Origin of the sequence: Polynucleobacter sp. MWH-P3-07-1, assembly GCF_018687555.1 — a bacterium.
Classification (GTDB): domain Bacteria; phylum Pseudomonadota; class Gammaproteobacteria; order Burkholderiales; family Burkholderiaceae; genus Polynucleobacter.
Genome location: NZ_CP061296.1, coordinates 1,387,378 through 1,409,047 on the forward strand (window position 1 = coordinate 1,387,378; position 21,670 = coordinate 1,409,047).

Below are 21,670 nucleotides of genomic sequence, written 5' to 3' on the forward strand. Positions count from 1 at the left end.
CCAGGACTTGTTCCTGGGTTTTTTTTCGTCTGCAATTTCCTTCCCATAAAATACTTTTTTTATAGGCAAACCACTTCGCTATGAACCAAAACTCTCATCTATTTTTTGCGCAACGCATTTGCATAGCCCTACTTACCGCTATATCTTTCTCTGCGAATGCCCAAGTCAATTCTGGCTTGCCCACAATTGAACTCAAAGCAGGCATGTACGCCATTCAAGCCGAAGTTGCAGACAATCCCAATCTCAGAGAAGTCGGGTTAATGAATCGAACTAGCTTGCCAATGAACTCCGGCATGCTTTTTATCTTTGAGCAAAAGGCAGGCAATTGCTTTTGGATGAAGAATACTAAGCTACCACTCTCCATTGCATTTATTGCTGATGACGGCAAAATTATCAATATTGAAGAGATGCAAGCAGACACGACCAATAATCATTGCCCTAAGGCACCCATTCGCTATGCTCTAGAAATGAACAAAGGGTGGTTCTCTGACCGAGTGATTGTTCCAGGCAATATGATTCAGGGGCTACCTAAAAGATAGCGCCGTTTTAAGATGAATAAAAAAGCAGACCTAGGTCTGCTTTTTCTTTTGCATACAAAGCGCTTATTCAAAGTGGCAAACGTAGTGCACTGGCGCTTCGGCGCGAATAATAAAATAGCCACCCTTCTCAACCGTCCAACTCTGGCCTGCCTTGAACTCCTCCTCAGGAGCGCCATTGATACTAACAAAGGCATTGCCATCTACGACTTCCATCACTTCTTTAGTGCTAAGGTCAAAACGTAAAGTGCTAGGTAAGACAACACCAACTGACTTACGAACACCATTTGGCATGGTGACGGTATGGGAAACACATTTACCGTCAAAAAAGACATTGGCTTTTTTACCTACGGAAACTTGATCAAATTGCATAGAGATTCTTTCTATTCGATATAAATGAATGATTACTTGGCAGCCCGCTTGCGTTTTGCAATTTCAGCAATCCGCATCCGTAAGGCATTGAGCTTAATAAAGCCACCAGCATCTGCTTGGTTATACGCACCACCATCATCATCAAAAGTCGCAATATTCTGATCAAACAGTGTATTCGCGGAATCTCTTGAAATCACGGACACAGAACCTTTATAGAGTTTGAGGCGAACTACGCCATTCACTTGTTGTTGGGTATGATCGATCAAGGTTTGTAAAGCCAAGCGCTCAGGAGACCACCAGAGGCCGTTATAAATCAGGCTGGCATACCGTGGCATCAAGTCGTCTTTCAAGTGTGCCACTTCGCGATCAAGGGTGATGCTTTCGATTCCGCGGTGAGCCTTGAGCAGAATAGTGCCGCCCGGCGTCTCATAACAACCACGACTCTTCATGCCGACAAAACGATTTTCAACCAAATCTAAGCGCCCAATACCATGCATACCACCTAAGCGATTGAGCTCAGCCAATAGCTCATGAGGCTTGTGGGCCTTGCCATCAATGGCAACTGGGTCACCGGCACGAAATTCAATTTCAATAATTTGAGCCGCATCAGGAGCCTTCTCTGGAGACACCGTCCAACGCCACATGGATTCTTCCGCTTCAGCGTTGGGATTCTCGAGATGACGACCTTCATAGCTGATATGCAAGAGATTTGCATCCATTGAATACGGTGAGCCACCCTGCTTATGTTTCATCTCGACTGGAATGCCATGCTTTTCAGCGTAGGCCATCAATTTTTCACGAGAGAGTAGATCCCACTCGCGCCAAGGTGCAATGACTTTAATGCCAGGCTCAAGAGCGTAATAACCCAGCTCGAAACGCACCTGATCGTTACCTTTACCAGTAGCACCGTGCGATACCGCATCAGCACCCGTTTTGCGAGCGATCTCAATTTGGCGTTTAGCAATCAACGGTCTTGCGATTGAAGTACCCAGCAAATACTCGCCTTCATAAACCGTATTGGCGCGGAACATCGGGAATACAAAATCACGCACAAACTCTTCACGCAGATCATCGATAAAAATATTTTCGGGCTTGATACCAAATTGCAGAGCCTTGATTCTTGCAGGTTCAAGCTCTTCGCCTTGGCCTAAGTCAGCCGTAAAGGTAACGATTTCACATTGATAGGTATCTTGCAACCATTTCAAGATCACACTGGTATCGAGACCACCTGAGTAGGCTAGTACGGCTTTTTTAATATCAGACATAGTTCCATTCAATCCAAAAAATATTTAATCCAAACGACCGCAGAGCAAATACTCCATCAAGGCTTTTTGAACATGCAAACGATTTTCTGCTTCTTCCCACACAACGCTTTGGGGACCATCAATCACTTCTGCTGTCACTTCCTCACCACGATGCGCGGGCAAACAATGCATAAATACGGCATTGGGCTTTGCTACGGACATCAGTTCTTGAGAAACAATCCAGTCTTTGAATGCAGTCATACGGGAGGTATTTTCTTCTTCGTAGCCCATACTGGTCCAAACATCTGTTGTCACTAGATCAGCAGCTTTACAGGCTTCTTTAGGATCAGCGCATATGGTCAGATGTTTTAAAGCGTTCCCACTAATACGAGACATATCTAACTGATAACCAGCTGGGGCAGAGAAGCGTAATTGGAAATCGAGTTTCTCAGCAGCCTGCAACCAGGTGTAAGCCATATTATTGGCATCACCCACCCAAGCTACTGTCTTGCCCTGTATGGGGCCACGCGTCTCCACAAAAGTGAAGATATCTGCCAACACTTGGCATGGATGGTATTCGTTGGTTAAGCCATTGATTACTGGCACACGGGAGTTTGCAGCAAAGCGCTCAATAATCTCCTGACCGAAGGTGCGAATCATAATAATGTCAGTCATTCGAGAAATGACTTGGGCTGCGTCTTCAACTGGTTCACCACGGCCCAATTGGGTGTCACGGGTATTGAGATAAACCGCATGTCCGCCGAGCTGATGAATGCCTGCCTCGAAAGACAGACGGGTTCGAGTAGAGTGCTTCTCAAAGATCATCGCAAGCGTACGATCATGTAATGGATGCCAAGTCTCGTAGCTTTTGAATTGCGCCTTCAGCCAAGCCGCTCTCAATAAGAGGTAGTCATACTCCTCACGAGTGAGATCAGCAAACTGTAAGTAGTGTTTGACCTGCCCTGGGACCTGGGGTTTTGCCAGAGAAGTTTTGGTGGAGCTAGCTACTGCATTTTGAGCTTGCATTTTTTATACCAACATTCATCTACATAAAAATAATTACTAAAGTCATCTTAAGACCACTTTGCACTGTTAAGCTAGTGATCTGAGCTACTTTGATTCTTTACTCTAACGCTGACGCAAACTTGAACCACAAAAAGCTTTTTATTCAAGGCATTACAAGCTCAGGCAAGCCCTTTAGGCCCAGCGATTGGGCTGAACGCCTGTGCGGTGTGATGGCATCCTTCAGACCCCCAGGTGAATCTGGAGACCCTCGCTTTACCTACTCACCCTACGTAACACCTGTCCTGATCGCACAAGTCAAATGCGTTGTAATCGATACTCGATTGGGAGACCTCGACCCACGCGCACTCGACTTTGTCGTGAACTTTGCCAAAGACAATGGACTGCCAATTGAAGAGGCTTGTGAGTTCGAACCTCAATCACGCACCTAGTCTTAAAAACAAAAACCCGCTCGGATCAGGAGCGGGCTCGGGCAAGAACACTCCCTTGCCAGCCAGTAAATCTAAAAAACTTACGCTGCCATTGCCTTGATAGCTGCAGACAAACGGGACTTCTGACGTGCTGCAGTATTTTTATGAGCAATCTTCTTGTCAGCAATCTTGTCGATAGTAGCTTGGGTTGCTGCGAAAACTTTTGCAGCGGTTGCTTTATCACCAGCCTCAATTGCTTTACGTACTGTCTTAATAGAAGTACGCAGCTTAGAACGTAAGCTGGAATTGTGCTCATTCTGTTTTACTGCCTGCCGTGCGCGTTTACGCGCTTGTGCGGTATTGGCCATCTCTTTAAACCTTGCCTAAAAAATTACAAACTACGATTCGTTAAAAAATTCTTTTGGACTGCCACCGTCTGACTTCCTTGAAGGAAGGAGCCCACCAAAACCCAAGATTTTACCCGAAAGGCTCAAAAAAGCCCAGTTGCTTGATAAATAGGGGAAAATCCCCCCATGAACCTGCTTTCTGCTGCCGCCAAAGTCAGTTCCCTGACCATGATTTCCCGTATTACGGGACTCCTTAGAGAAACGCTGATTGCCCGTAGCTTTGGGGCTTCAGAGTGGACAGACGCCTTTAATGTGGCCTTCCGACTCCCTAATTTGCTGCGGCGCCTCTTTGCCGAGGGAGCCTTTTCCCAAGCATTTGTGCCGATTTTGGGGGAGGTCTCCAGCCAGGGGGGCGTTAAGCAATCCCAAATCCTGATCAATGCGGTGGCAACCCTCTTGTTTTGGGCCCTACTCCTAACGGTCATTTTGGGCGTTTTGGCTGCCCCAGTTCTCATTATGGTGATTGCAACGGGTTTTGATGGTGGTCCTGCCTATGAGGCAAGCGTCGTCATGACCCGCATCATGTTTCCCTATATCGGCTTGATATCGATGGTCTCACTCTCAGCGGGGATCCTCAACACCTTCCAGCGCTTCGCTATTCCGGCTTTTACTCCTGTTCTTCTCAATCTTTCTCTGATCGCTGGGGCGATTTTTCTCTCGCCGCTTCTGGCGCAACCCATTTATGGCCTCGCTTGCGGCGTTCTGTTGGGCGGTGTTCTGCAATTAGCAATTCAGATTCCAGCCCTATCTCGCTTGGGGCTCTTACCTCGCATCGCGCTCTTGCCCGGCGCAATTGTCAGTGCAGTTCGCAATCCCGAGGCTCGCCGAGTCCTCCGCCTGATGGGTCCTGCAGTCTTTGCGGTATCGGTAGCGCAAATCTCGCTCATTATCAATACCAATATCGCCTCTCGTTTGCCAGCTGGAAGTGTTTCCTGGTTGTCCTATGCAGATCGACTGATGGAGTTTCCCACGGCATTGCTGGGTGTTGCTCTCGGTACCGTTTTACTTCCCAGCCTCAGCAAAGCAAATGCGCAAAACGATTTAGAGCACGCTGGAGAATTGCTAATCTGGGGGCTGCAATTGACTTTCCTGTTGGCAGCGCCCTGCGCCATTGCCCTCTTTTTGTTTGGACAACCGATTGCGGCAGCGCTTTATCACTACGGCAAATTTAACGCGGTTGATGTGGTCATGACCCAGCATGCGCTGTCAGCTTACGGTGTTGGCCTCATCGGCCTCATCCTGGTCAAAATTTTGGCTCCTGGTTTTTATTCTCGCCAAGATATCCGCACACCCGTCAAGATTGGTCTGATCGTCTTGGTCTGCACTCAGCTAGCCAATCTTATTTTTGTTCCTTGGCTCGGTCATGCTGGCTTGGCACTTTCAGTGGGAGTGGGCGCTTGCCTCAACGCTAGCCTTTTATGGATAGGCCTGAGTAAGCGTGGCGCTTTACCATCTCATCCTTGGGGGAAATACTTGGCCCAATTATTTTTTGCGCTCATCCCCTTCTCCCTGCTGCTGTATTACGCAGCTGGAGCCCATGACTGGATTGAGCTACGCTCGGCGCCCTGGACCCGTATTGGCTTATTAGCAGGCTGGTTAATCGCCGCCGGCGCCGTTTACTTTGCCGCCCTGGCTTTAGTCGGAATTCGCTGGCAAAAATTTCTACGTCATGCAAAATAGGAGTTATGCCAACTCAACAACTCGACTACTTCGCCTCCTTAGTTGCTGAGGACGAACACCTCCCCTTAACTGAAGCGGCCATCGCGATTGCCCAGCACGCCTACCCCGACCTGGATGTGCAAGGAGTACTTGATCATATTGATCAAATGGCAGAGAAACTCAAGACGCGTATTACGCCGGAAACTTCTGCGATTCAGCGTCTGCAGATTCTGAAACATTATTTTTATACCGAACTCGGTTTTGGTCCCAACCCAAACGATTTCTACGCGCCTGAAAATTCATATCTGCATCAGATTATTGATAACCGTCGTGGCATCCCCATTTCGCTTGCCATTCTGATGATGGAGTTAGGCAATCAAATTGGCTTGAAGATCCGCGGGGTTTCTTTTCCGAATCACTTCATGATGCGCATCTCTTTACAGCAAGGCGAGATCATCATGGATCCGCTTACTGGCGCCTCTCTCTCGAAAAATGAATTGCAAGAGATGCTTGACCCATACCTAGATGCCAAGGGTTACCGCGGTGAACTGAGCTTACCCTTGAATATCTTTTTGCGTGCCTCAAGCCCCAGAGAAATTCTGTCGCGCTTTTTGAGAAACCTGAAAATGATCTACTCCGAACATGAGCGCTGGGAACGCCTCCTCGGTGTTCAAGAGCGTCTAGTGATTTTGCTACCCGATTCATTGGAAGAAATTCGGGATCGCGGACTCATCTTTGCCCAACTGGAGTATTTGCGTCCAGCCTTAGCCGATATGCAGCGGTATTTGCGCGAATCACCCGAGGCAGAAGATGCGACTGAAATTCGGGATCACATTGCCACTCTCGAGGGCCAAACCAAGCTGCATTAAAGCAACTTAGGATTTGGACTTAAAGATTTTATAGAGACCAGCCAGAATTACTGGCAGCGCAGCAGCACCAACCCCAATTAAAACGATGATGTTGAGGTTCTGACGAATCACGGGAATGTTTCCAAAAAAATATCCTGCCACTACCAAGATAACTACCCACAATAGCGCACCTGTGATATTGAACAATTGAAAGCGGGCGAAGTTCATTTCCGAGACGCCGGCAATGAATGGTGCAAAGGTCCGAATAATTGGCAAGAATCTGGCTAATACAATCGTCTTACCGCCATGCTTTTCATAGAAGCCGTGCGTCTTACGCAAAGCTTTTTGATCGATCCAACGCGATTGACTACTAAAGACCCGATGGCCAATCCAGCGCCCAATGAAATAGTTCACGGTATTGCCCAATACTGCAGCCAATACCAAGCCAATCGACAGCGTACCCATATTGAAATGCTCTGTCGCACAATAGGCGCCGGCAATAAAGAGTAAAGAGTCGCCTGGTAGAAAGGGGGCAACTACTAAGCCCGTTTCTGCAAAAACGATAGCAAACAAAAAGCCATAAGCCCAGTAACCATATTGCGCAATGACTAAATCTAAGTGGCGATCAATGTGTAAAAACAGGTCGCCCAATTGCATTAAGGTATCAATCAATCTTTGCTCCAATCATTTGCTTGGAAGTGATATTAACAGGCTGTGCGATCAATACATTGACCCTATAATTTGGTATGCAAACTGAACTTCACATTCAGCCCGAGCATTCACCAGTCTTATGTATTGTTGGTCCGACTGGCTCCGGCAAAACCCATCTAGCGATGATGCTAGCGGAACAGGCCCAATCTCGAGGGCAAGCTCTTGAAATCATCAGCATGGATTCTGCCTTGGTCTATCGCGGTCTTGATATCGGTAGCGCTAAGCCCACGCTCGCCGAACGAGCTGCAGTACCTCACCATCTGATTGATATTTTGGACCCAACTGAGTCCTATTCAGCTGCGCGCTTTGCAAACGATGCAAAAAAACTCTGCACTACTATTCGTGAGCGCGGCAACATTCCAATCATTGTTGGCGGCACTATGCTTTATTGGCGGGCATGGGCCTTTGGTCTCTCGAGCCTGCCTCCGGCCAACCCAGAGATTCGTGCTCGCCTTGATGAAGAAGGAAAACAATTCGGCTGGCCTGCAATGCATCAAAAACTATCCTTGATTGATCCCATCACAGCCCAACGCCTTGAGCCTAATGATTCACAACGCGTGCAACGTGCATTAGAGGTTTACGAGGCCACCGGTAAAAGCATGTCTGCATGGTTGGCTGATACGCCGATCGAAGATGGTCGCGAGGGCTCCGACATTCCCTCATGGATCACATTAGTTTCTCTAGAGCCAAGTGATCGCGCAAAACTCCACGGCTTACTCGAGAAGCGGTTCGATCAAATGCTCAAGCAGGGGTTTATAGAAGAGGTTGAAGGCTTACGACAAAATCCCGGACTTCATGCTGACTTACCAGCGATTCGCTCCGTCGGCTACCGACAGGCATGGGAGTATTTGGAAGGCAAAATAACTTTGGAAGAGATGCGCTACAAGGCCTTAGCAGCTACCAGACAACTTGGTAAACGTCAGCTTACGTGGCTTAGAGCGATCGCAGGACGCAAAGTGTTTGATTCTTTTAGTCCAATTGAGCTCGCATCCGCTCTGGACTTCTGCCAAGATATCCTACAAGACCTTAAACAACGATAGTTTGTGGGGCACCTGGTGGAAGTTCGCGTACTTCACCCACGACCCACGCTTTGAGCCCTTGGGTTGCTAATGAAGCAATCGCAGTATCAGCCTGATCAGGGGAAACGATCACCACCATCCCAATGCCGCAGTTAAAGACCCGAACCATTTCTGCGTCGGCAACGCCGCCCTTCATTTGTAACCAACGAAAGAGTGCGGGCATTTCCCAGCTATCCCGATGCAAGACTGCTTGCGTATTTTCCGGAAGCACGCGAGGGACGTTATCCACCAAACCACCACCGGTGATATGGGCCATACCTTTAACGTTCAGCTCGCCAATTAACTTCAAGAGAGGCTTGACATAGATTTCGGTTGGAGCCATTACGACATCGCCGAGAGCCAGACCTCCAAGATCATCGCTTGGCTTTGCGCCGGCCCGCTCAATAATTTTTCGAACCAATGAGTAACCATTAGAGTGCGCGCCGCTAGAGGCGATCGCAAGCACGACATCGCCAGGGACAATGGTTGAGCCATTAATAATTTTGGATTTCTCAACTGCACCTACCGCAAATCCCGCAAGATCATATTCACCTGGGGGATACATTCCTGGCATTTCCGCAGTTTCACCACCAATGAGTGCGCAACCTGCTAGCTCACATCCTTTAGCAATGCCACCCACTACAGTTGCGGCAGTGTCTACTGTCAACTTGCCGCAGGCAAAATAATCCAAGAAAAAGAGGGGTTCAGCGCCCTGGACCAGAATGTCATTGACACTCATCGCCACCAAGTCTTGACCGATGGTATCGTGGCGATTCCACTCAAAAGCCAAGCGAAGCTTAGTCCCGACTCCGTCGGTACCAGACACCAAGACAGGCTCCTGATAGCGCTTAGGCACCTCAAATAAAGCCCCAAAGCCTCCAATTCCAGCCAAAACACCCTCGCGCATGGTTTTTTTGGCTAAGGGTTTAATCCGATCAACTAAATCATCCCCAGCGTCAATATCGACGCCAGCATCACGATAGGAAAGGCCTTTGAAGGATGGGGAACTAGATGAAGTCATGTCAGATCTGGAAGATTAGTAAAAAACAGCACTTGGTCGTTAGAATCATTGCATTCTAGAGGATCGCACGCGATGGCTGAAATTTTTACTCCTTTTTTAGCAGCATTTATTCTTGCTTACATTCTGAGACCCGTTTGCACGTGGCTTGGACGGCAGCGCTTGCCTCACCCTCTTGCCGCCTTAATTTCTATGGTGCTGGGCTTAATCGTTCTGTTTTCCATTCTGGCCCTCTTTGGCGGCCTCCTAAAACAAGAAATCCCCCTCATCCGCTCGCAGGCACCCGACTGGATCCAGAATATCCAAGCCTGGCTTGAGCCTAAGCTGATTCAGTTCCATATTGAGCTCGATTGGGGCAGTTTAAAAACTTCAGCCACCCAAAAGATCACACAACATCTCAGCGACAACGCCGATAGTTTGATGAGCACAACGTTTGACACTGTATTAATGTCGGGTAGCTCCTTAGCCACTGCCTTTATTAATTCAGTGCTCATTCTCTTTGTAATGTTTTACTTGCTACTCGACTGGAATCATTTTTTTCAGTTTCTCAAAAAGTTAATTCCTGTAAGGGCGCAAGCAACCGTTCAACAACTGGCAATCCAAGCGGATGCTCTCTTATCCCAATATCTCAGAGGGATGTTCATTGTTATTTCGATCATGGCCACCTACTATGGCTGCGGTCTCTCTTTGGTCGGGCTCAATGGTGCAATTCCATTAGGTGTATTTACTGCGCTAATGATTGTCATTCCCTATATTGGCATTGCTTTAGGTTTTAGCTTGGCGGTCATCACAACCTTATTGCAATTCGGTGTCGATATTCACATGATCGGCGTCCTGGCTGTTTACGGTGGCGGTCAAATGATTGAGGGCTTTTTTCTTACGCCACGCCTAGTGGGAGAGCGGATTGGACTTCACCCAGTAGCAGTGTTATTTGCCTTGTTATTTTTTGGGCAATTATTTGGTTTCTTCGGCGTATTACTCGCACTACCCATTAGCGCAGTGACATTGGTTCTCGTCAAATTTGCTTGGCAACGCTATCAACAGAGCTCTTGGTATCAGAAATAGACTGCAGTAATGAATAAGACCCCTCTACCAAGACAATTTGCTCTCGATCTCAGCCACACCCCTCCCGCAAGTCTGAACAATTATTTACCTGGCAAAGACTTGGCTTTGGTGGATGCCCTTCGTAAATGCATTAGTCGCTGGCAAGATCCTGAGCATAATCACAATACCAACGCCCTTGATCAACGCTGGATTTATTGGTGGGGGCCACAAGGCTCAGGACGCTCCCATTTATTAAAAGCCATTAGCAATGCCGCAGCAGACTTAGGGCTAGCGTATTTTTCACTAACCCCCAATGAACCAATTTCCTGGGTCAATCTGGAAGAAAAAATAGTCAGCCTGAGCCAAGATACACGGCCCTCTGTTATCACCGTAGATGATGTGGATCAACTCGATGATCGTCAGGTTGCCGCCCTATTCAGAATTTTGAATAGTGTTCAAGCGAGCCAAGAAATCTATATATTTATGGCCGGTAGTGCTGCCCCTAATCATTTGCATTTACGCGAGGACCTACGCACTCGACTGGGCTGGGGTTTGATCTTTCAGACCCAATTACTCGATGATGATGAGAAAATACAGGCACTTGAGACTGCAGCACGTGACCGTGGCTTAATGCTTTCTCCCGAAGTCTTGCCTTGGTTATTGAATCGGTTTTATCGAGATATGCCAAACTTAATGGCTCTGTTAGATGCTTTAGATGCCTATTCACTGGAAACAAAACGGGCTGTGACACTTCCGCTAGTGCGGGAACTTTTACAGTCAGGAAAAAATACTGCATGACCCAATTAGCGCTTTTTGATCTTGATCACACACTATTACCCTGCGATAGCGATTACGAGTGGGGGCAATTTTTAGCCCGCATTGGGGTGGTTGATAGCCAATACTATGCCGAGCAAAATGAACGCTTCTATCAAGACTATAAAGAGGGTAAGTTAGATATTGATCGCTTCTTACGCTTTGCGCTTAAACCCTTGTCAGAACACTCTCGTGCCCAACTCAAAGCATGGCACGATGCGTTTATGGATGAAGTCATTACCGGCAAATTAAGACAAGCAGCACTCGATTTGGTAAAGAGCCATCAAGATGCCGGGGATATCTGTTGTGTTGTGACAGCCACTAATAGCTTTGTCACGCGACCCATCGTCGAGCGATTTGGTATCAAACATCTCGTAGCCACTGAGCCAGCGACCTTAGGCAATCAAGCTGATGCGATATTTACTGGCGCAGTCTATGGCATTCCTAGTTTTCGTGAGGGGAAGATTCTTAAGGTGAATGAATGGCTTCAGAGCCAGCAGCTTTCTCTAGATCAGATCAAGAAAAGTTATTTTTATTCAGATTCCATCAATGACTTGCCACTCCTAGAAAAAGTGACGCATCCAGTAGCAACGAACCCAGATGACCGTTTGCGTCAAGAAGCGAGTAAACGGAATTGGCCTATCCTCGATTTATTTACTGAGCGATGAATTCATGATTACTAAATTCATTAAACGGATCATGCGTCGCGACCCTATGGAACGCGGTGCGCACATAGGCCCTGCACATGCGCCCAAAAGGATCCCCAAAAAAACCCATCGTATTGATCCCCATTTACTTTCAAAAAATGCCGTCAAAGTCACTCATACACTGCAACAAGCAGGCTATGAGGCCTTTATTGTTGGGGGTGCAGTTCGCGATCTGGCTCTGGGTATCGGACCTAAAGATTTTGATGTAGCCACCAATGCCACCCCAGACCAAGTCCAGAGATTGTTTCGTAAAGCACGCTTAATAGGCAGACGCTTTCAGATCGTCCATGTGACTTTTTTTGGCAAGGCTCATCCAGAAATTATTGAGGTCTCGACCTTTCGTGCCCTGCTTGATAACGCTGGTGACCACGTCGCTGAGAGTGGCCGCATTTTGCGAGACAACGTATGGGGCTCCCAAGGTGAAGACGCAGCTCGCCGCGATTTCACAATCAACGCCATGTATTACGACCCCGCTACCGAAACCGTGCTCGATTACCACGGCGGTATGGCTGATATGCAAAAGAAAACCTTGCGCATGATCGGGGATCCTGCCAAACGCTATCGCGAAGACCCGATTCGAATGTTACGTGCCATTCGGTTTGCAGCAAAAACGGGTTTTACTTTAGATTCTGCAACTGCGGCGCCCATCGCTGAATTAAGCGCATTAATTCATGATGTTCCTGCAGCGCGTCTGTTTGATGAAATTCTCAAACTTCTCATGTCTGGTTATTCCTGGGCAGCCATTCAAGGTCTGCGTGAAGCAGGACTTCATCATGGCCTATTACCGCTACTCGATCATATTCTCGATAGTAAAGAGAGCTCCAAGACCGCTAATGATTTTGTCAAACTGGCTTTAGCCAATACTGATCAACGGATTCAATCAGGGAAAAGTGTTTCAGCAGGCTTTCTCTTTGCCACTTTGCTATGGCCTGAGTTGTTGAAGAATTGGCAAAACAATATCGCTAGTGGGATGTCGAATATTCCCGCGCTACATGCTGCGATGGATGACACCATTGCCGCCCAGAGTAGCGGCATGACCATTCAACGTCGCTTTGAGAGTGATATGCGAGAGATTTGGTCTATGCAGCCCCGCTTTGAAAAACGGGTGGGACGCTACCCCTTCCGCTTAATCGAATCCCCTCGCTTCAGGGCGGGATATGACTTTATGTTGCTACGGTGTGCCACCGGGGAACAAAAAGCCTCTTTAGGTGAGTGGTGGACTAGCTTTATCGATGCCGACCCCGCAGGACAAGAAGCCTTGATGGTTTCAGCTAAAAATGAGGTGGGCACCTCGACTGGCTCGCCCTCCGGAGCCAAAAGACGCCGTCGCAGAAAACCCAAAAGCACTTTACCAACGGATAGTGGGGCAGGTTCAGCAGAAATATAAAAACTTCAGTAAAGTAGTTTCATTGCAAATTTGGAACTAACATGGCTCAAGCCTTTATTGGATTTGGTGGGAATATTGGTGATACGCGCCAGATCATCACTGATGCCATCGTTTGCCTAGCCCTGCGTTGCGAGCTGACTATCACCGCCAAGAGTTGCTTCTATCAAAGCGCTCCAGTAGATGCTTTGGGCGGCGACTACATCAATGCAGTGGTTGAAGTGGATACCGAACTGAGTCCCTATGGCCTACTCCATGTCTGCCAAACGATCGAACAACAGTTCGGTCGCGAGCGTCCCTATGAAAATGCGCCCCGCACTCTAGACCTCGATATTCTCTTTTTTGAGGGCGTTACTCAAAATGAGACCAACCTAATTCTGCCCCACCCACGGATTATTGAACGCTCCTTTGTTTTGCTTCCCCTCCTAGAAATTGCCCCTGATTTCTTTGACCCTCAATTCGGGGAACTCAAGAGCCATTTACCCAAAGTTGCTCATCAACGAATCGAAAAACTCTCCTGTCGCAACTGTAATTGTGGTGAAAACACGGTTTATAGCCAATCGGCACAGTAATTCATTAAACTCACGCCATGGGTTACTTACAAGGCGATAAGCCAATCAACATCTCCAAGCTGCTCTCAATGCATGCAGAGCGAGAGAAAATCACTATGCTGACGGCATACGATTCCACTATGACAGCACTGCTGAATCGCTGTGGTGTAGAAAGTATTTTGATTGGGGACTCACTAGGTAATGTGATTCAGGGTCAAAGCTCCACTACTCCTGTCACTGTAGAGCAAATGGTCTATCACACCCAGTGCGTCGCTCGTGCCAACACTCATGCTTTTCTGATTGCGGACCTGCCTTTTGCTAGCTATGGCGACCCCATTCAAGCGCTAGATTCTGCCGCCCAGCTGATGCGCGCTGGCGCCGATATGGTCAAACTCGAAGGTGGCGGCGACTGGCAGCTCGAAATTATTCAATACTTAGTTGAGCGTAGCGTTCCGGTTTGTGCTCATCTGGGATTGTTGCCACAATCTATTCACTTGCTCGGCTCATTTAAGGTGCAAGGTAAAACCAAGACTGCAGCGCAGATCATGCATGAACAGGCCCTTGCTTGTGAACAAGTTGGTGCGCAAATGGTTGTGCTTGAGGCAATTCCGTCTTCGCTTGGTAAGCAAATCACTGAATCTGTATCAATTCCTACGATTGGCATTGGTGCCGGCCCAGACTGCTCTGGTCAGGTATTGGTGCTACAAGATATGCTGGGTATCAGCGCAGGTCACCAGCCAAAGTTTGTGAAAAACTTTGTGGAAGGTCAAGCTTCCATCGAAGGCGCGGTCAAAGCCTACGTTAGAGAAGTGAAATCAGGCAAGTTTCCAGGGCCTGAGTATGGCTACTCAGGCTAAATCCCCTTAGTTAAAAAAGCTTTTCACGCTCTCGAACCATCCCTTTTGATTCGGGTTGTGTTTGTCACCACCCGACTTCAGGCTGTCATCAAATTTCTGCAATAACTTCTTTTGCTCTTCAGAAAGTTTCACAGGGGTTTCTACAACAACGTGCACGAAAAGATCACCAACCAATGAGGAGCGTAGACCCTTCATTCCTTTATGACGGAGTCGGAAAGTTTTACCTGTCTGAGTGCCCTCTGGAATCGGAAACTCTACTCGACCTGATAAGGTTGGAACTTCAATTTCTCCACCCATTGTGGCAGTCGCAAAAGAGATCGGCATCTGCACATGCAGATCACTGCCATCCCGCTCAAAGACTGGATGCGGTCTTACCCGAACCTCGACATACAGATCGCCGGATGGACCGCCATTAATACCAGGCTCGCCATTGCCCACTGAGCGCACGCGCATACCATCATCAATTCCTGCTGGAATTTTGATCTCTAAAGTCTTTTGTTCTTTTAACTTACCGCTACCATGACAGCTCTTGCAGGGCTTGGGAATGTATTCACCAGTACCGCGACACTTAGGACAAGTCTGTTGCATCGAGAAGAAGCCTTGCTGAATACGGACTTGGCCATGGCCATCACAAGTAGGACATTTCTCTGGCTTACTGCCAGGCTCAGCGCCACTACCATGACAAGTATTGCAATTGCTCCAACTGGGCACTCTAATCTGCGTGGTGTAACCCTCCGCAGCCTGCTCAAGAGTAATGTCCATGTTGTAACGTAAGTCAGCACCTTTGTAGACTTGGGGGCCAGCCTGACGTCCACCAGCTTGACCAAAGATGTCGCCAAAGATATCGCCAAAAGCATCTGCAAATCCACCGCCGCCAAAGCCACCACCAAATCCACCCATAGAAGGATCAACTCCGGCATGACCATACTGATCATATGCGGCGCGTTTATTAGAATCACTTAAGGTTTCATAAGCTTCCTTCACTTCTTTGAAGTCAGCCTCAGCACTTTTACTGTCCGGATTGCGATCTGGATGATGCTTCATCGCCAACTTGCGATAAGCCTTTTTTAACTCCTCATCAGTGGCGCTTCTGGAGACCCCAAGGACTTCGTAATAATCGCGTTTACTTTTAGACACAAACTGTTTCCTTTAACAACCCGAAAGACACAAGTCGGCACGAGGCCGACTTGGTGTTATTTCACTACAAAATGACTTCACAATTTACTATTACTTTTTGTCATCAACCTCTTTAAAGTCAGCGTCGACCACGTCGGCATCAGGAGCGGCCGCTTGTGCACCTGGATTTGCGCCTGGAGCGGCACCGCCTGCCTTAGCCTGCTCTGCAGCCATCACTTTTTCGCCGAGTTTCTGACTGGCTTTACCCAGCGCTTCTGTCTTAGCTTCAATGATTGCTTTATCACTACCTTTAATTGCTTCATCAAGCTCTTTCAAGGCGGTTTCAATCGCTTCTTTCTCAGCCGCTTCTAGACCGGCGCCATGCTCCTCTAAGGCTTTCTTAGTGCTATGAGCTAAAGCATCAGCAGTATTGCGAACAGTTACTAATTCCAAGGCTTTTTTATCTTCCTCGGCATTGGCCTCAGCATCTTTCACCATGCGCTGAATTTCTTCTTCAGTCAAACCAGAATTGGCCTTGATAGTGATCTTGTTCTCTTTGCCAGTGTTTTTATCTTTTGCAGTGACATGCAAAATACCGTTGGCATCGATATCAAAGGTCACTTCAATTTGAGGCTGGCCACGAGGTGCAGCGCCAATACCTTCGAGGTTAAATTCACCCAAGAGTTTGTTAGCTGCAGCCATCTCACGCTCACCTTGGAAGCACTTAATGGTTACTGCAGGCTGATTATCTTCAGCGGTAGAGTAGACCTGTGAATGCTTGGTAGGGATCGTGGTGTTCTTTGGAATCATCTTGGTCATGACGCCACCCAAGGTTTCGATACCCAATGACAATGGGGTAACGTCAAGTAGCAAAACGTCTTTACGATCACCAGACAATACGGAACCCTGAATCGCTGCGCCAACGGCAACGGCTTCATCGGGATTCACATCTTTACGTGGCTCTTTACCGAAGATGGATTTCACTTTATCTTGAACTGCTGGCATACGGGTTTGACCACCGACCAGAATCACGTCATCAATGTCACTCACATTGACGCCAGCATCTTTAATCGCAGTGAGGCATGGACCGGCAGTACGGTTAATCAGCTCCTCAACCAATGATTCCAACTTGGCACGAGTTAACTTCAAATTCAAATGCTTTGGACCGCCTGCATCGGCAGTGACATAAGGCAAGTTGATTTCGGTTTGCTGGGCTGATGACAATTCAATCTTGGCCTTTTCAGCAGCGTCTTTCAAACGCTGTAATGCCAAAACATCTTTACTCAGATCAACGCCCTGCTCTTTTTTGAACTCAGCAATAATCCAATCGATAATGCGCTGGTCAAAGTCTTCACCGCCCAAGAAAGTATCGCCGTTAGTGGACAACACTTCAAATTGCTTCTCGCCATCAACGTTCGCAATCTCAATGATGGAGACGTCAAAGGTACCGCCACCTAAGTCATACACAGCGATCTTGCGATCGACTTTATCTTGCTTGTCTAAACCGAATGCCAAAGCTGCTGCGGTTGGTTCATTGATGATGCGCTTCACATCTAAGCCAGCAATACGACCAGCATCTTTAGTTGCTTGACGCTGACTATCATTGAAGTAAGCAGGAACCGTAATTACCGCTTCGGTCACTTCTTCACCGAGGTAGTCTTCGGCAGTCTTTTTCATCTTACGCAGAACTTCTGCGGATACTTGTTGCGGCGCCATTTTTTTGTCGCGAGCAGATACCCAAGCATCTCCGTTATCGGCTTTGATAATGGCGTAAGGCATCAAGCTGATGTCTTTCTGAACTTCAGCATCCTCAAACTTACGACCCATCAAACGCTTAACAGCGTAAACGGTGTTCTTGGGATTGGTGACTGACTGACGTTTTGCAGGAGCGCCAACCAAAACTTCGCCATCCTCAAGGTAGGCGATGATTGAAGGGGTAGTACGAGCGCCTTCGGCATTCTCGATGACTTTAGGTGCATTGTTTTCTACGACTGATACGCACGAGTTCGTGGTTCCCAAGTCGATTCCGATAATCTTTCCCATAATTGCTCCAATAATGAAATGGTTAGGTAATTTGTCTTACTTGCTACTGGTAATAAGTTGATACCCTCTAAATGGGGTTTAATGACTGGAATTCAAGGGCTGAAATACAAAAAAGGCAGAAATCTGCCTTTTTCTGGGTATTTCTAGTGAAAAACTGCTATTTTGGGGCGCTAACCGTTACCAAAGCGGGTCGCAAAACTCGGTCGGCAATTGAATATCCACGTTGCAAGACCGAAACCACTGTATTGGGCTCTTGCTCAGAAGGTACCGAGGCAATTGCCTGGTGGTGGTGGGGATCAAATTTATCCCCTACAGCGGGATTAATCTCGCTCATCTTGCCCTTTTCAAAGGCACTCAAAAGCTGCTTTAGGGTAATTTCTAGGCCCTCTTTAAATGCCTTGGCATCAACCGCTTCGGCGCTGAGTGCGGCATAGAGGCTATCAGTTACGGGCACCAAATGCTCTGCAAAGCTCTCAATCGCAAACTTATGCGCTTTCGCGATGTCTTCCACTGCACGACGGCGAATATTTTCACCCTCAGCCTTGGCTCTCAAAAAATTGTCTTGGGCTTCAAGCAATTTTTGATTGAGCTCCTCAATCATTTGCTCAGGAGTCTGCGCAGTAATTTCTGGCTCGACTGGAGTCTGTGCTGGCTGATCAGATTCGGCGGAGGGATTTGGATTTTCAGTTGTCATGATGGTGATGTTTTATTAAACCTTTGCTATCTATGCAAGATGGGGGCAAGTTTGCCAATTTCAAGGGATATCTCTAAACAGCTTGGGTTTTCGCAAATTCTGCACGCTGATTTCTCAATGACAACTCATCAGTAGACTCAGTACCCAAAGACCAGCCCAAGAGGTGCTGCTCAGCAATATCTGCAAGTGCATCAATCCAGCTTGGATTGCTATTCAGACAAGAAATATAACGATAGTCCTTGCCGCCATGTTCCAAGAAAATCTCGCGCGCTTCCATTGCGATCTCTTCGAGCGTTTCTAAGCAATCCGCAGGAAAGCCAGGGCAAAAGATATCAATCCTCTTACATCCCTCTTTAGCTAATTTCTCAATCATGGGTGCGGTGTACGGCTTTAACCACTCCGCCCTTCCGAAGCGAGACTGAAAGGTAACCAGATATTCGCCTGGCTCAAGGCCCAATGACTCGCCCAAGAGACGACCTGTTTTTAAGCATTCGCAATGATAGGGGTCCCCCTTCATGAGATTGCGCTTAGGCAAGCCGTGAAATGACATGACAAAACGATCACCTGCTGCGAAATCGGGACGACCATCTTTTTCCCAGACACTGAGGACTTGATTGCGCAACGCTTGAATATAAGCTGGATGATCGTGATAGTGCTTGACCAAGCGGAGCTCAGGCTGGTCACGCCAGGTTTTTAGTACTCGAAAGACTTCATCAAAACTCGATGCACTGGTCGTAGCGGAATACTGTGGGTAGAGCGGCAGCAATAGCAGACGCTCCATGCCTTGCTCTTTTAGGCTCATGAGAACTTGCTCTGTAGAAGGCTCACCATAACGCATGGCCAGATCTACCAGCACCGTATGGCCTTGATCAGCAAATACCTCTGATAACTCTTTCGCCTGCAGTCTTGAGTAATGCATTAAAGGAGAGCCTAACTTAGGCAACCAAATCGAAGCATATTTTTTTGCAGAAGCACCACTGCGAATTGGCAGAATGATGCCGTTCAAAATGCACCACCAAATCACCCGTGGAATTTCTACTACACGCGGATCCGATAAGAATTCTTTGAGATAGGCTCTCACCGCTTTAGCTGTTGGAGCACTGGGTGTCCCTAAATTCAGCAATAACACTGCAGTCTTAGAAGCGCGTAAATGGGGATTGGTATTCAAGGCAGATATCTCATCAGAAAAATGTAATTAGGAGCTTAGTGCACCTGATAATAATTTAGAAGTGATATCCACAATCGGGATCACTCTGTCATAAGCCATACGGGTTGGACCAATCACACCTAAGGTGCCAACAATCTGACCATCAACACTATAAGGCGCGCTGATTACGGCGAGATCCTCGTAGGGCAAGAGATCGCTCTCCCCACCAATAAAGATCTGAATACCATCGGCATGGCTCGATACATCTAGGAGTTGCAGCAAAACAGACTTCTGCTCTAAGAGGTCAAACATCTTACGCAACTTATCCAGATTAGAGCTGAGATCGCCCACATTGAGTAAGCGACGCTCTCCAGACATGACTACATCGCTTTGCCCCATGCCGTAATCTGTCACTCCGCTTTGAAGGGCCAAAGCCATCAAGCCAGAAATATCACTCCGTAAGTTATCGAGATCAGATTTCAGATGATTTCTGACTTCAATAAAACTCTTGCCGGCAAACTGACTGTTAATGTAATTGCTGGCTTCAATGAGTTGACTGGGGGTGTAGTCCTGAGTGGTTGGCAGAATACGATTCTGCACATCACCTTCAGGAGTGACCACAATCAACAGAATCTTGCCTTCCCCCAAACGCAGAAATTCAATATGTTTGAAGACTTGCGCTCTTTTGGGCGTCATGACGACCCCAGCAAAATGGGTCAAATTAGACAGAATTTGTGCCGCTGAATTCATGACCCGCTGGGGGGAATCCGGTAGCAGCCCTTTTTCCATCTCCCGCGCGGCAATCTCCTCAAGAGGCCTCACGGTCACCATGGTGTCCACAAACAAGCGGTAGCCTCTGGGGGTGGGTATCCGACCAGCGGAAGTATGGGGGCTGGTCACCAAACCCAAATCTTCCAAATCGGCCATGACATTGCGAATCGTTGCAGCAGAAAGGTCTAGACCTGAGAACCGAGAGAGCGTCCGTGAGCCAATCGGCTGGCCCTCCTCGATATAGCGCTCGATGAGGGTTTTAAGGAGGGTGCGAGAACGATCATCCATGGTGGAAAGGATTGGGTTGCCTATGGTTTAATCGTTATATGTTAAGCCCATCTTCAAATTCTCCCAAAAAGGCCTTTAAGCGGATTGCCCTGGTTGGCAAATACCAGGCCGAAGGAATGCTGGCCCACTTACAAGACCTGGCAAAGCTACTTAAAAGTCTCGACTGCGAGGTTTATATCGAGGCAGGCACCGCAAGTCACTTGGGGCTGAAAGATTTTCAGAGCAAACAGGTCTCTGAATTTTCTGGGTCAATTGATTTAACTGTGGTCCTTGGCGGTGACGGCACCATGCTGGCGATTGGACGGCAGTTAGCCGGCAGTAACGTACCCTTGGTTGGCATCAATATGGGTCGCCTTGGGTATATGACAGACATCCCCATTCAAGATGTTGGAACTGTCTTACCTAAAATCATTGCGGGTGATTACGAAGCCGATACTAGAACCTTGTTGGATGCAGTAGTAATTCGTGATCAAAAAGCAATTAATCAGGCTCTGGCACTCAATGATGTTGTAGTGAATCGTTCTGGAATATCTGGCATGGTTGGCTTATCGGTCAGCGTGAATGGATCCTTTATGTACAACCAGCGCTCGGATGGTTTGATTGTTTCGACTCCAACCGGCTCTACCGCCTACGCCCTGTCTGCAGGCGGGCCCATCCTTCATCCTCGTGTTGCCGGTTTCTTGCTCGTACCGATTGCACCGCACTCCTTATCGAATCGCCCCATCGTTTTACCTGAGGACGTCACGATTAGCATTGAAGTGGTAGATGGACATGAAGTGATTGTGAACTTTGATATGCAATCGCTAACTAAACTTCAATCTGGTGACACCATTGAAGTGAGTCAATCCACAAAAACCATCAGTCTTTTGCATCCTCGTGCTCATAGCGACTACAAAACTTTGCGTGAGAAGCTGCATTGGAATGAGTACCCCTCGACATTCTGATGTTGCATTTATTTGTACGCTAGAC

The 21,670-nt window shown here is 47.7% G+C and carries 23 protein-coding genes; 12 read left to right on the forward strand and 11 right to left on the reverse strand.

All coding sequences use genetic code 11. The annotated features are described in order from the left end of the window. The first annotated feature begins 80 nt into the window (after window positions 1-80). Entirely contained in the window at window positions 81-539 is a 459-nt protein-coding gene (locus ICU98_RS07260; protein WP_215351811.1) for a DUF192 domain-containing protein, read from the forward strand. A 63-nt stretch (window positions 540-602) separates the two neighbouring features. On the opposite strand, the gene ICU98_RS07265 is transcribed toward ICU98_RS07260, so the two are convergent. From ICU98_RS07265 to argF, 3 genes are read right to left on the reverse strand one after another with little or no spacing between them, the layout of a single operon-like run. Next, window positions 603-908 carry a pyrimidine/purine nucleoside phosphorylase gene (locus ICU98_RS07265; protein WP_215336166.1) on the reverse strand — a complete coding sequence of 102 codons (306 nt, stop codon included), beginning with the start codon at window positions 906-908 and terminating at the stop codon, window positions 603-605. Window positions 909-940: 32 nt separating this feature from the next. After that, window positions 941-2,173, reverse strand: coding sequence for an argininosuccinate synthase (locus tag ICU98_RS07270; RefSeq protein ID WP_215351813.1), 1,233 nt, complete (start codon window positions 2,171-2,173; stop codon window positions 941-943). A gap of 24 nt (window positions 2,174-2,197) precedes the next feature. After that, complete coding sequence (gene argF, locus ICU98_RS07275; RefSeq protein ID WP_215351815.1) at window positions 2,198-3,178, reverse strand: ornithine carbamoyltransferase; 981 nt, start codon at window positions 3,176-3,178, stop codon at window positions 2,198-2,200. A gap of 119 nt (window positions 3,179-3,297) precedes the next feature. Between argF and ICU98_RS07280 the strand changes: the two genes are divergently transcribed. Next, window positions 3,298-3,606, forward strand: a complete 309-nt coding sequence (locus tag ICU98_RS07280; RefSeq protein ID WP_215345266.1) for a DUF3579 domain-containing protein — start codon at window positions 3,298-3,300, stop codon at window positions 3,604-3,606. A gap of 80 nt (window positions 3,607-3,686) precedes the next feature. On the opposite strand, the gene rpsT is transcribed toward ICU98_RS07280, so the two are convergent. After that, complete coding sequence (rpsT, locus tag ICU98_RS07285; RefSeq protein WP_112205133.1) at window positions 3,687-3,953, reverse strand: 30S ribosomal protein S20; 267 nt, start codon at window positions 3,951-3,953, stop codon at window positions 3,687-3,689. 165 nt (window positions 3,954-4,118) lie between these two features. Here rpsT and murJ point away from each other — a divergent pair, with 165 nt between their 5' ends. Together murJ and ICU98_RS07295 are read left to right on the forward strand one after the other, a co-directional pair. Then, window positions 4,119-5,672 carry a murein biosynthesis integral membrane protein MurJ gene (gene murJ, locus ICU98_RS07290; RefSeq protein WP_215351817.1) on the forward strand — a complete coding sequence of 518 codons (1,554 nt, stop codon included), beginning with the start codon at window positions 4,119-4,121 and terminating at the stop codon, window positions 5,670-5,672. A 5-nt stretch (window positions 5,673-5,677) separates the two neighbouring features. Then, window positions 5,678-6,520 (forward strand): SirB1 family protein, encoded by an 843-nt coding sequence (locus ICU98_RS07295; protein ID WP_215336173.1) that lies wholly within the window; start codon window positions 5,678-5,680, stop codon window positions 6,518-6,520. A 6-nt stretch (window positions 6,521-6,526) separates the two neighbouring features. On the opposite strand, the gene ICU98_RS07300 is transcribed toward ICU98_RS07295, so the two are convergent. Continuing rightward, window positions 6,527-7,156: a VTT domain-containing protein gene (locus tag ICU98_RS07300; protein WP_215353213.1), complete on the reverse strand. Its 630-nt coding sequence runs from the start codon at window positions 7,154-7,156 to the stop codon at window positions 6,527-6,529. Between the two features lie 89 nt (window positions 7,157-7,245). Here ICU98_RS07300 and miaA point away from each other — a divergent pair, with 89 nt between their 5' ends. Continuing rightward, complete coding sequence (miaA, locus tag ICU98_RS07305) at window positions 7,246-8,250, forward strand: tRNA (adenosine(37)-N6)-dimethylallyltransferase MiaA (RefSeq protein WP_215351819.1); 1,005 nt, start codon at window positions 7,246-7,248, stop codon at window positions 8,248-8,250. Here the strand turns inward: miaA and purM are convergent. Further along, window positions 8,237-9,289 carry a phosphoribosylformylglycinamidine cyclo-ligase gene (purM, locus tag ICU98_RS07310; RefSeq protein WP_215351821.1) on the reverse strand — a complete coding sequence of 351 codons (1,053 nt, stop codon included), beginning with the start codon at window positions 9,287-9,289 and terminating at the stop codon, window positions 8,237-8,239. The two genes, miaA and purM, sit on opposite strands and share 14 nt — an antisense overlap. A 72-nt stretch (window positions 9,290-9,361) precedes the next feature. Here purM and ICU98_RS07315 point away from each other — a divergent pair, with 72 nt between their 5' ends. Genes ICU98_RS07315 through panB form a run of 6 tightly spaced genes read left to right on the forward strand, consistent with a single transcriptional unit; the run spans window position 9,362 to window position 14,642 of the window. Continuing rightward, window positions 9,362-10,351, forward strand: coding sequence for an AI-2E family transporter (locus tag ICU98_RS07315; RefSeq protein ID WP_215336179.1), 990 nt, complete (start codon window positions 9,362-9,364; stop codon window positions 10,349-10,351). A 9-nt stretch (window positions 10,352-10,360) separates the two neighbouring features. Beyond that, window positions 10,361-11,128: a DnaA regulatory inactivator Hda gene (gene hda, locus ICU98_RS07320; RefSeq protein WP_215336180.1), complete on the forward strand. Its 768-nt coding sequence runs from the start codon at window positions 10,361-10,363 to the stop codon at window positions 11,126-11,128. Beyond that, window positions 11,125-11,811, forward strand: coding sequence for an HAD family phosphatase (locus tag ICU98_RS07325; protein WP_215351823.1), 687 nt, complete (start codon window positions 11,125-11,127; stop codon window positions 11,809-11,811). The genes hda and ICU98_RS07325 overlap by 4 nt, the downstream gene beginning before the upstream one ends. A gap of 4 nt (window positions 11,812-11,815) precedes the next feature. Further along, the gene (gene pcnB, locus ICU98_RS07330) at window positions 11,816-13,237 is read left to right on the forward strand and encodes a polynucleotide adenylyltransferase PcnB (protein ID WP_215353218.1); all 1,422 of its coding nucleotides are present in this window, start codon (window positions 11,816-11,818) and stop codon (window positions 13,235-13,237) included. A 41-nt stretch (window positions 13,238-13,278) separates the two neighbouring features. Further along, window positions 13,279-13,806 (forward strand): 2-amino-4-hydroxy-6-hydroxymethyldihydropteridine diphosphokinase, encoded by a 528-nt coding sequence (folK, locus tag ICU98_RS07335; RefSeq protein WP_215336184.1) that lies wholly within the window; start codon window positions 13,279-13,281, stop codon window positions 13,804-13,806. Window positions 13,807-13,823: 17 nt separating this feature from the next. Continuing rightward, window positions 13,824-14,642: a 3-methyl-2-oxobutanoate hydroxymethyltransferase gene (gene panB, locus ICU98_RS07340; RefSeq protein WP_215351826.1), complete on the forward strand. Its 819-nt coding sequence runs from the start codon at window positions 13,824-13,826 to the stop codon at window positions 14,640-14,642. A 6-nt stretch (window positions 14,643-14,648) separates the two neighbouring features. Here panB and dnaJ read toward each other — a convergent pair whose 3' ends face one another. The 5 genes from dnaJ to hrcA form a co-directional block, all read right to left on the reverse strand. Then, window positions 14,649-15,779 carry a molecular chaperone DnaJ gene (gene dnaJ, locus ICU98_RS07345; protein ID WP_215336188.1) on the reverse strand — a complete coding sequence of 377 codons (1,131 nt, stop codon included), beginning with the start codon at window positions 15,777-15,779 and terminating at the stop codon, window positions 14,649-14,651. A gap of 90 nt (window positions 15,780-15,869) precedes the next feature. Then, on the reverse strand, window positions 15,870-17,801 hold the full coding sequence (gene dnaK, locus ICU98_RS07350) for a molecular chaperone DnaK (RefSeq protein ID WP_215336190.1): 1,932 nt from the start codon (window positions 17,799-17,801) through the stop codon (window positions 15,870-15,872). A gap of 157 nt (window positions 17,802-17,958) precedes the next feature. Further along, entirely contained in the window at window positions 17,959-18,495 is a 537-nt protein-coding gene (grpE, locus tag ICU98_RS07355; protein WP_215336192.1) for a nucleotide exchange factor GrpE, read from the reverse strand. Between the two features lie 73 nt (window positions 18,496-18,568). Further along, on the reverse strand, window positions 18,569-19,663 hold the full coding sequence (gene hemH / locus ICU98_RS07360; RefSeq protein ID WP_215351828.1) for a ferrochelatase: 1,095 nt from the start codon (window positions 19,661-19,663) through the stop codon (window positions 18,569-18,571). 27 nt (window positions 19,664-19,690) lie between these two features. Continuing rightward, complete coding sequence (hrcA, locus tag ICU98_RS07365) at window positions 19,691-20,701, reverse strand: heat-inducible transcriptional repressor HrcA (RefSeq protein WP_112205160.1); 1,011 nt, start codon at window positions 20,699-20,701, stop codon at window positions 19,691-19,693. A 38-nt stretch (window positions 20,702-20,739) separates the two neighbouring features. Here hrcA and ICU98_RS07370 point away from each other — a divergent pair, with 38 nt between their 5' ends. Then, window positions 20,740-21,645 (forward strand): NAD kinase, encoded by a 906-nt coding sequence (locus ICU98_RS07370; protein WP_215351830.1) that lies wholly within the window; start codon window positions 20,740-20,742, stop codon window positions 21,643-21,645. The last annotated feature ends 25 nt before the right edge of the window (window positions 21,646-21,670 follow it).

What these genes read in the sequence shown, in the direction of transcription:
- dnaK (WP_215336190.1), bottom strand. Translation starts at nt 17,801, where the DNA reads ATGGGAAAGATTATCGGAATCGACTTGGGAACCACGAACTCGTGCGTA.
- ICU98_RS07315 (WP_215336179.1), top strand. Translation starts at nt 9,362, where the DNA reads ATGGCTGAAATTTTTACTCCTTTTTTAGCAGCATTTATTCTTGCTTAC.
- ICU98_RS07295 (WP_215336173.1), top strand. Translation starts at nt 5,678, where the DNA reads ATGCCAACTCAACAACTCGACTACTTCGCCTCCTTAGTTGCTGAGGAC.
- ICU98_RS07260 (WP_215351811.1), top strand. Translation starts at nt 81, where the DNA reads ATGAACCAAAACTCTCATCTATTTTTTGCGCAACGCATTTGCATAGCC.
- hrcA (WP_112205160.1), bottom strand. Translation starts at nt 20,701, where the DNA reads ATGGATGATCGTTCTCGCACCCTCCTTAAAACCCTCATCGAGCGCTAT.
- rpsT (WP_112205133.1), bottom strand. Translation starts at nt 3,953, where the DNA reads ATGGCCAATACCGCACAAGCGCGTAAACGCGCACGGCAGGCAGTAAAA.
- grpE (WP_215336192.1), bottom strand. Translation starts at nt 18,495, where the DNA reads ATGACAACTGAAAATCCAAATCCCTCCGCCGAATCTGATCAGCCAGCA.
- folK (WP_215336184.1), top strand. Translation starts at nt 13,279, where the DNA reads ATGGCTCAAGCCTTTATTGGATTTGGTGGGAATATTGGTGATACGCGC.
- panB (WP_215351826.1), top strand. Translation starts at nt 13,824, where the DNA reads ATGGGTTACTTACAAGGCGATAAGCCAATCAACATCTCCAAGCTGCTC.
- hda (WP_215336180.1), top strand. Translation starts at nt 10,361, where the DNA reads ATGAATAAGACCCCTCTACCAAGACAATTTGCTCTCGATCTCAGCCAC.
- murJ (WP_215351817.1), top strand. Translation starts at nt 4,119, where the DNA reads ATGAACCTGCTTTCTGCTGCCGCCAAAGTCAGTTCCCTGACCATGATT.
- ICU98_RS07300 (WP_215353213.1), bottom strand. Translation starts at nt 7,156, where the DNA reads ATGCAATTGGGCGACCTGTTTTTACACATTGATCGCCACTTAGATTTA.
- ICU98_RS07325 (WP_215351823.1), top strand. Translation starts at nt 11,125, where the DNA reads ATGACCCAATTAGCGCTTTTTGATCTTGATCACACACTATTACCCTGC.
- argF (WP_215351815.1), bottom strand. Translation starts at nt 3,178, where the DNA reads ATGCAAGCTCAAAATGCAGTAGCTAGCTCCACCAAAACTTCTCTGGCA.
- ICU98_RS07270 (WP_215351813.1), bottom strand. Translation starts at nt 2,173, where the DNA reads ATGTCTGATATTAAAAAAGCCGTACTAGCCTACTCAGGTGGTCTCGAT.
- pcnB (WP_215353218.1), top strand. Translation starts at nt 11,816, where the DNA reads ATGATTACTAAATTCATTAAACGGATCATGCGTCGCGACCCTATGGAA.
- purM (WP_215351821.1), bottom strand. Translation starts at nt 9,289, where the DNA reads ATGACTTCATCTAGTTCCCCATCCTTCAAAGGCCTTTCCTATCGTGAT.
- ICU98_RS07265 (WP_215336166.1), bottom strand. Translation starts at nt 908, where the DNA reads ATGCAATTTGATCAAGTTTCCGTAGGTAAAAAAGCCAATGTCTTTTTT.
- miaA (WP_215351819.1), top strand. Translation starts at nt 7,246, where the DNA reads ATGCAAACTGAACTTCACATTCAGCCCGAGCATTCACCAGTCTTATGT.
- ICU98_RS07370 (WP_215351830.1), top strand. Translation starts at nt 20,740, where the DNA reads ATGTTAAGCCCATCTTCAAATTCTCCCAAAAAGGCCTTTAAGCGGATT.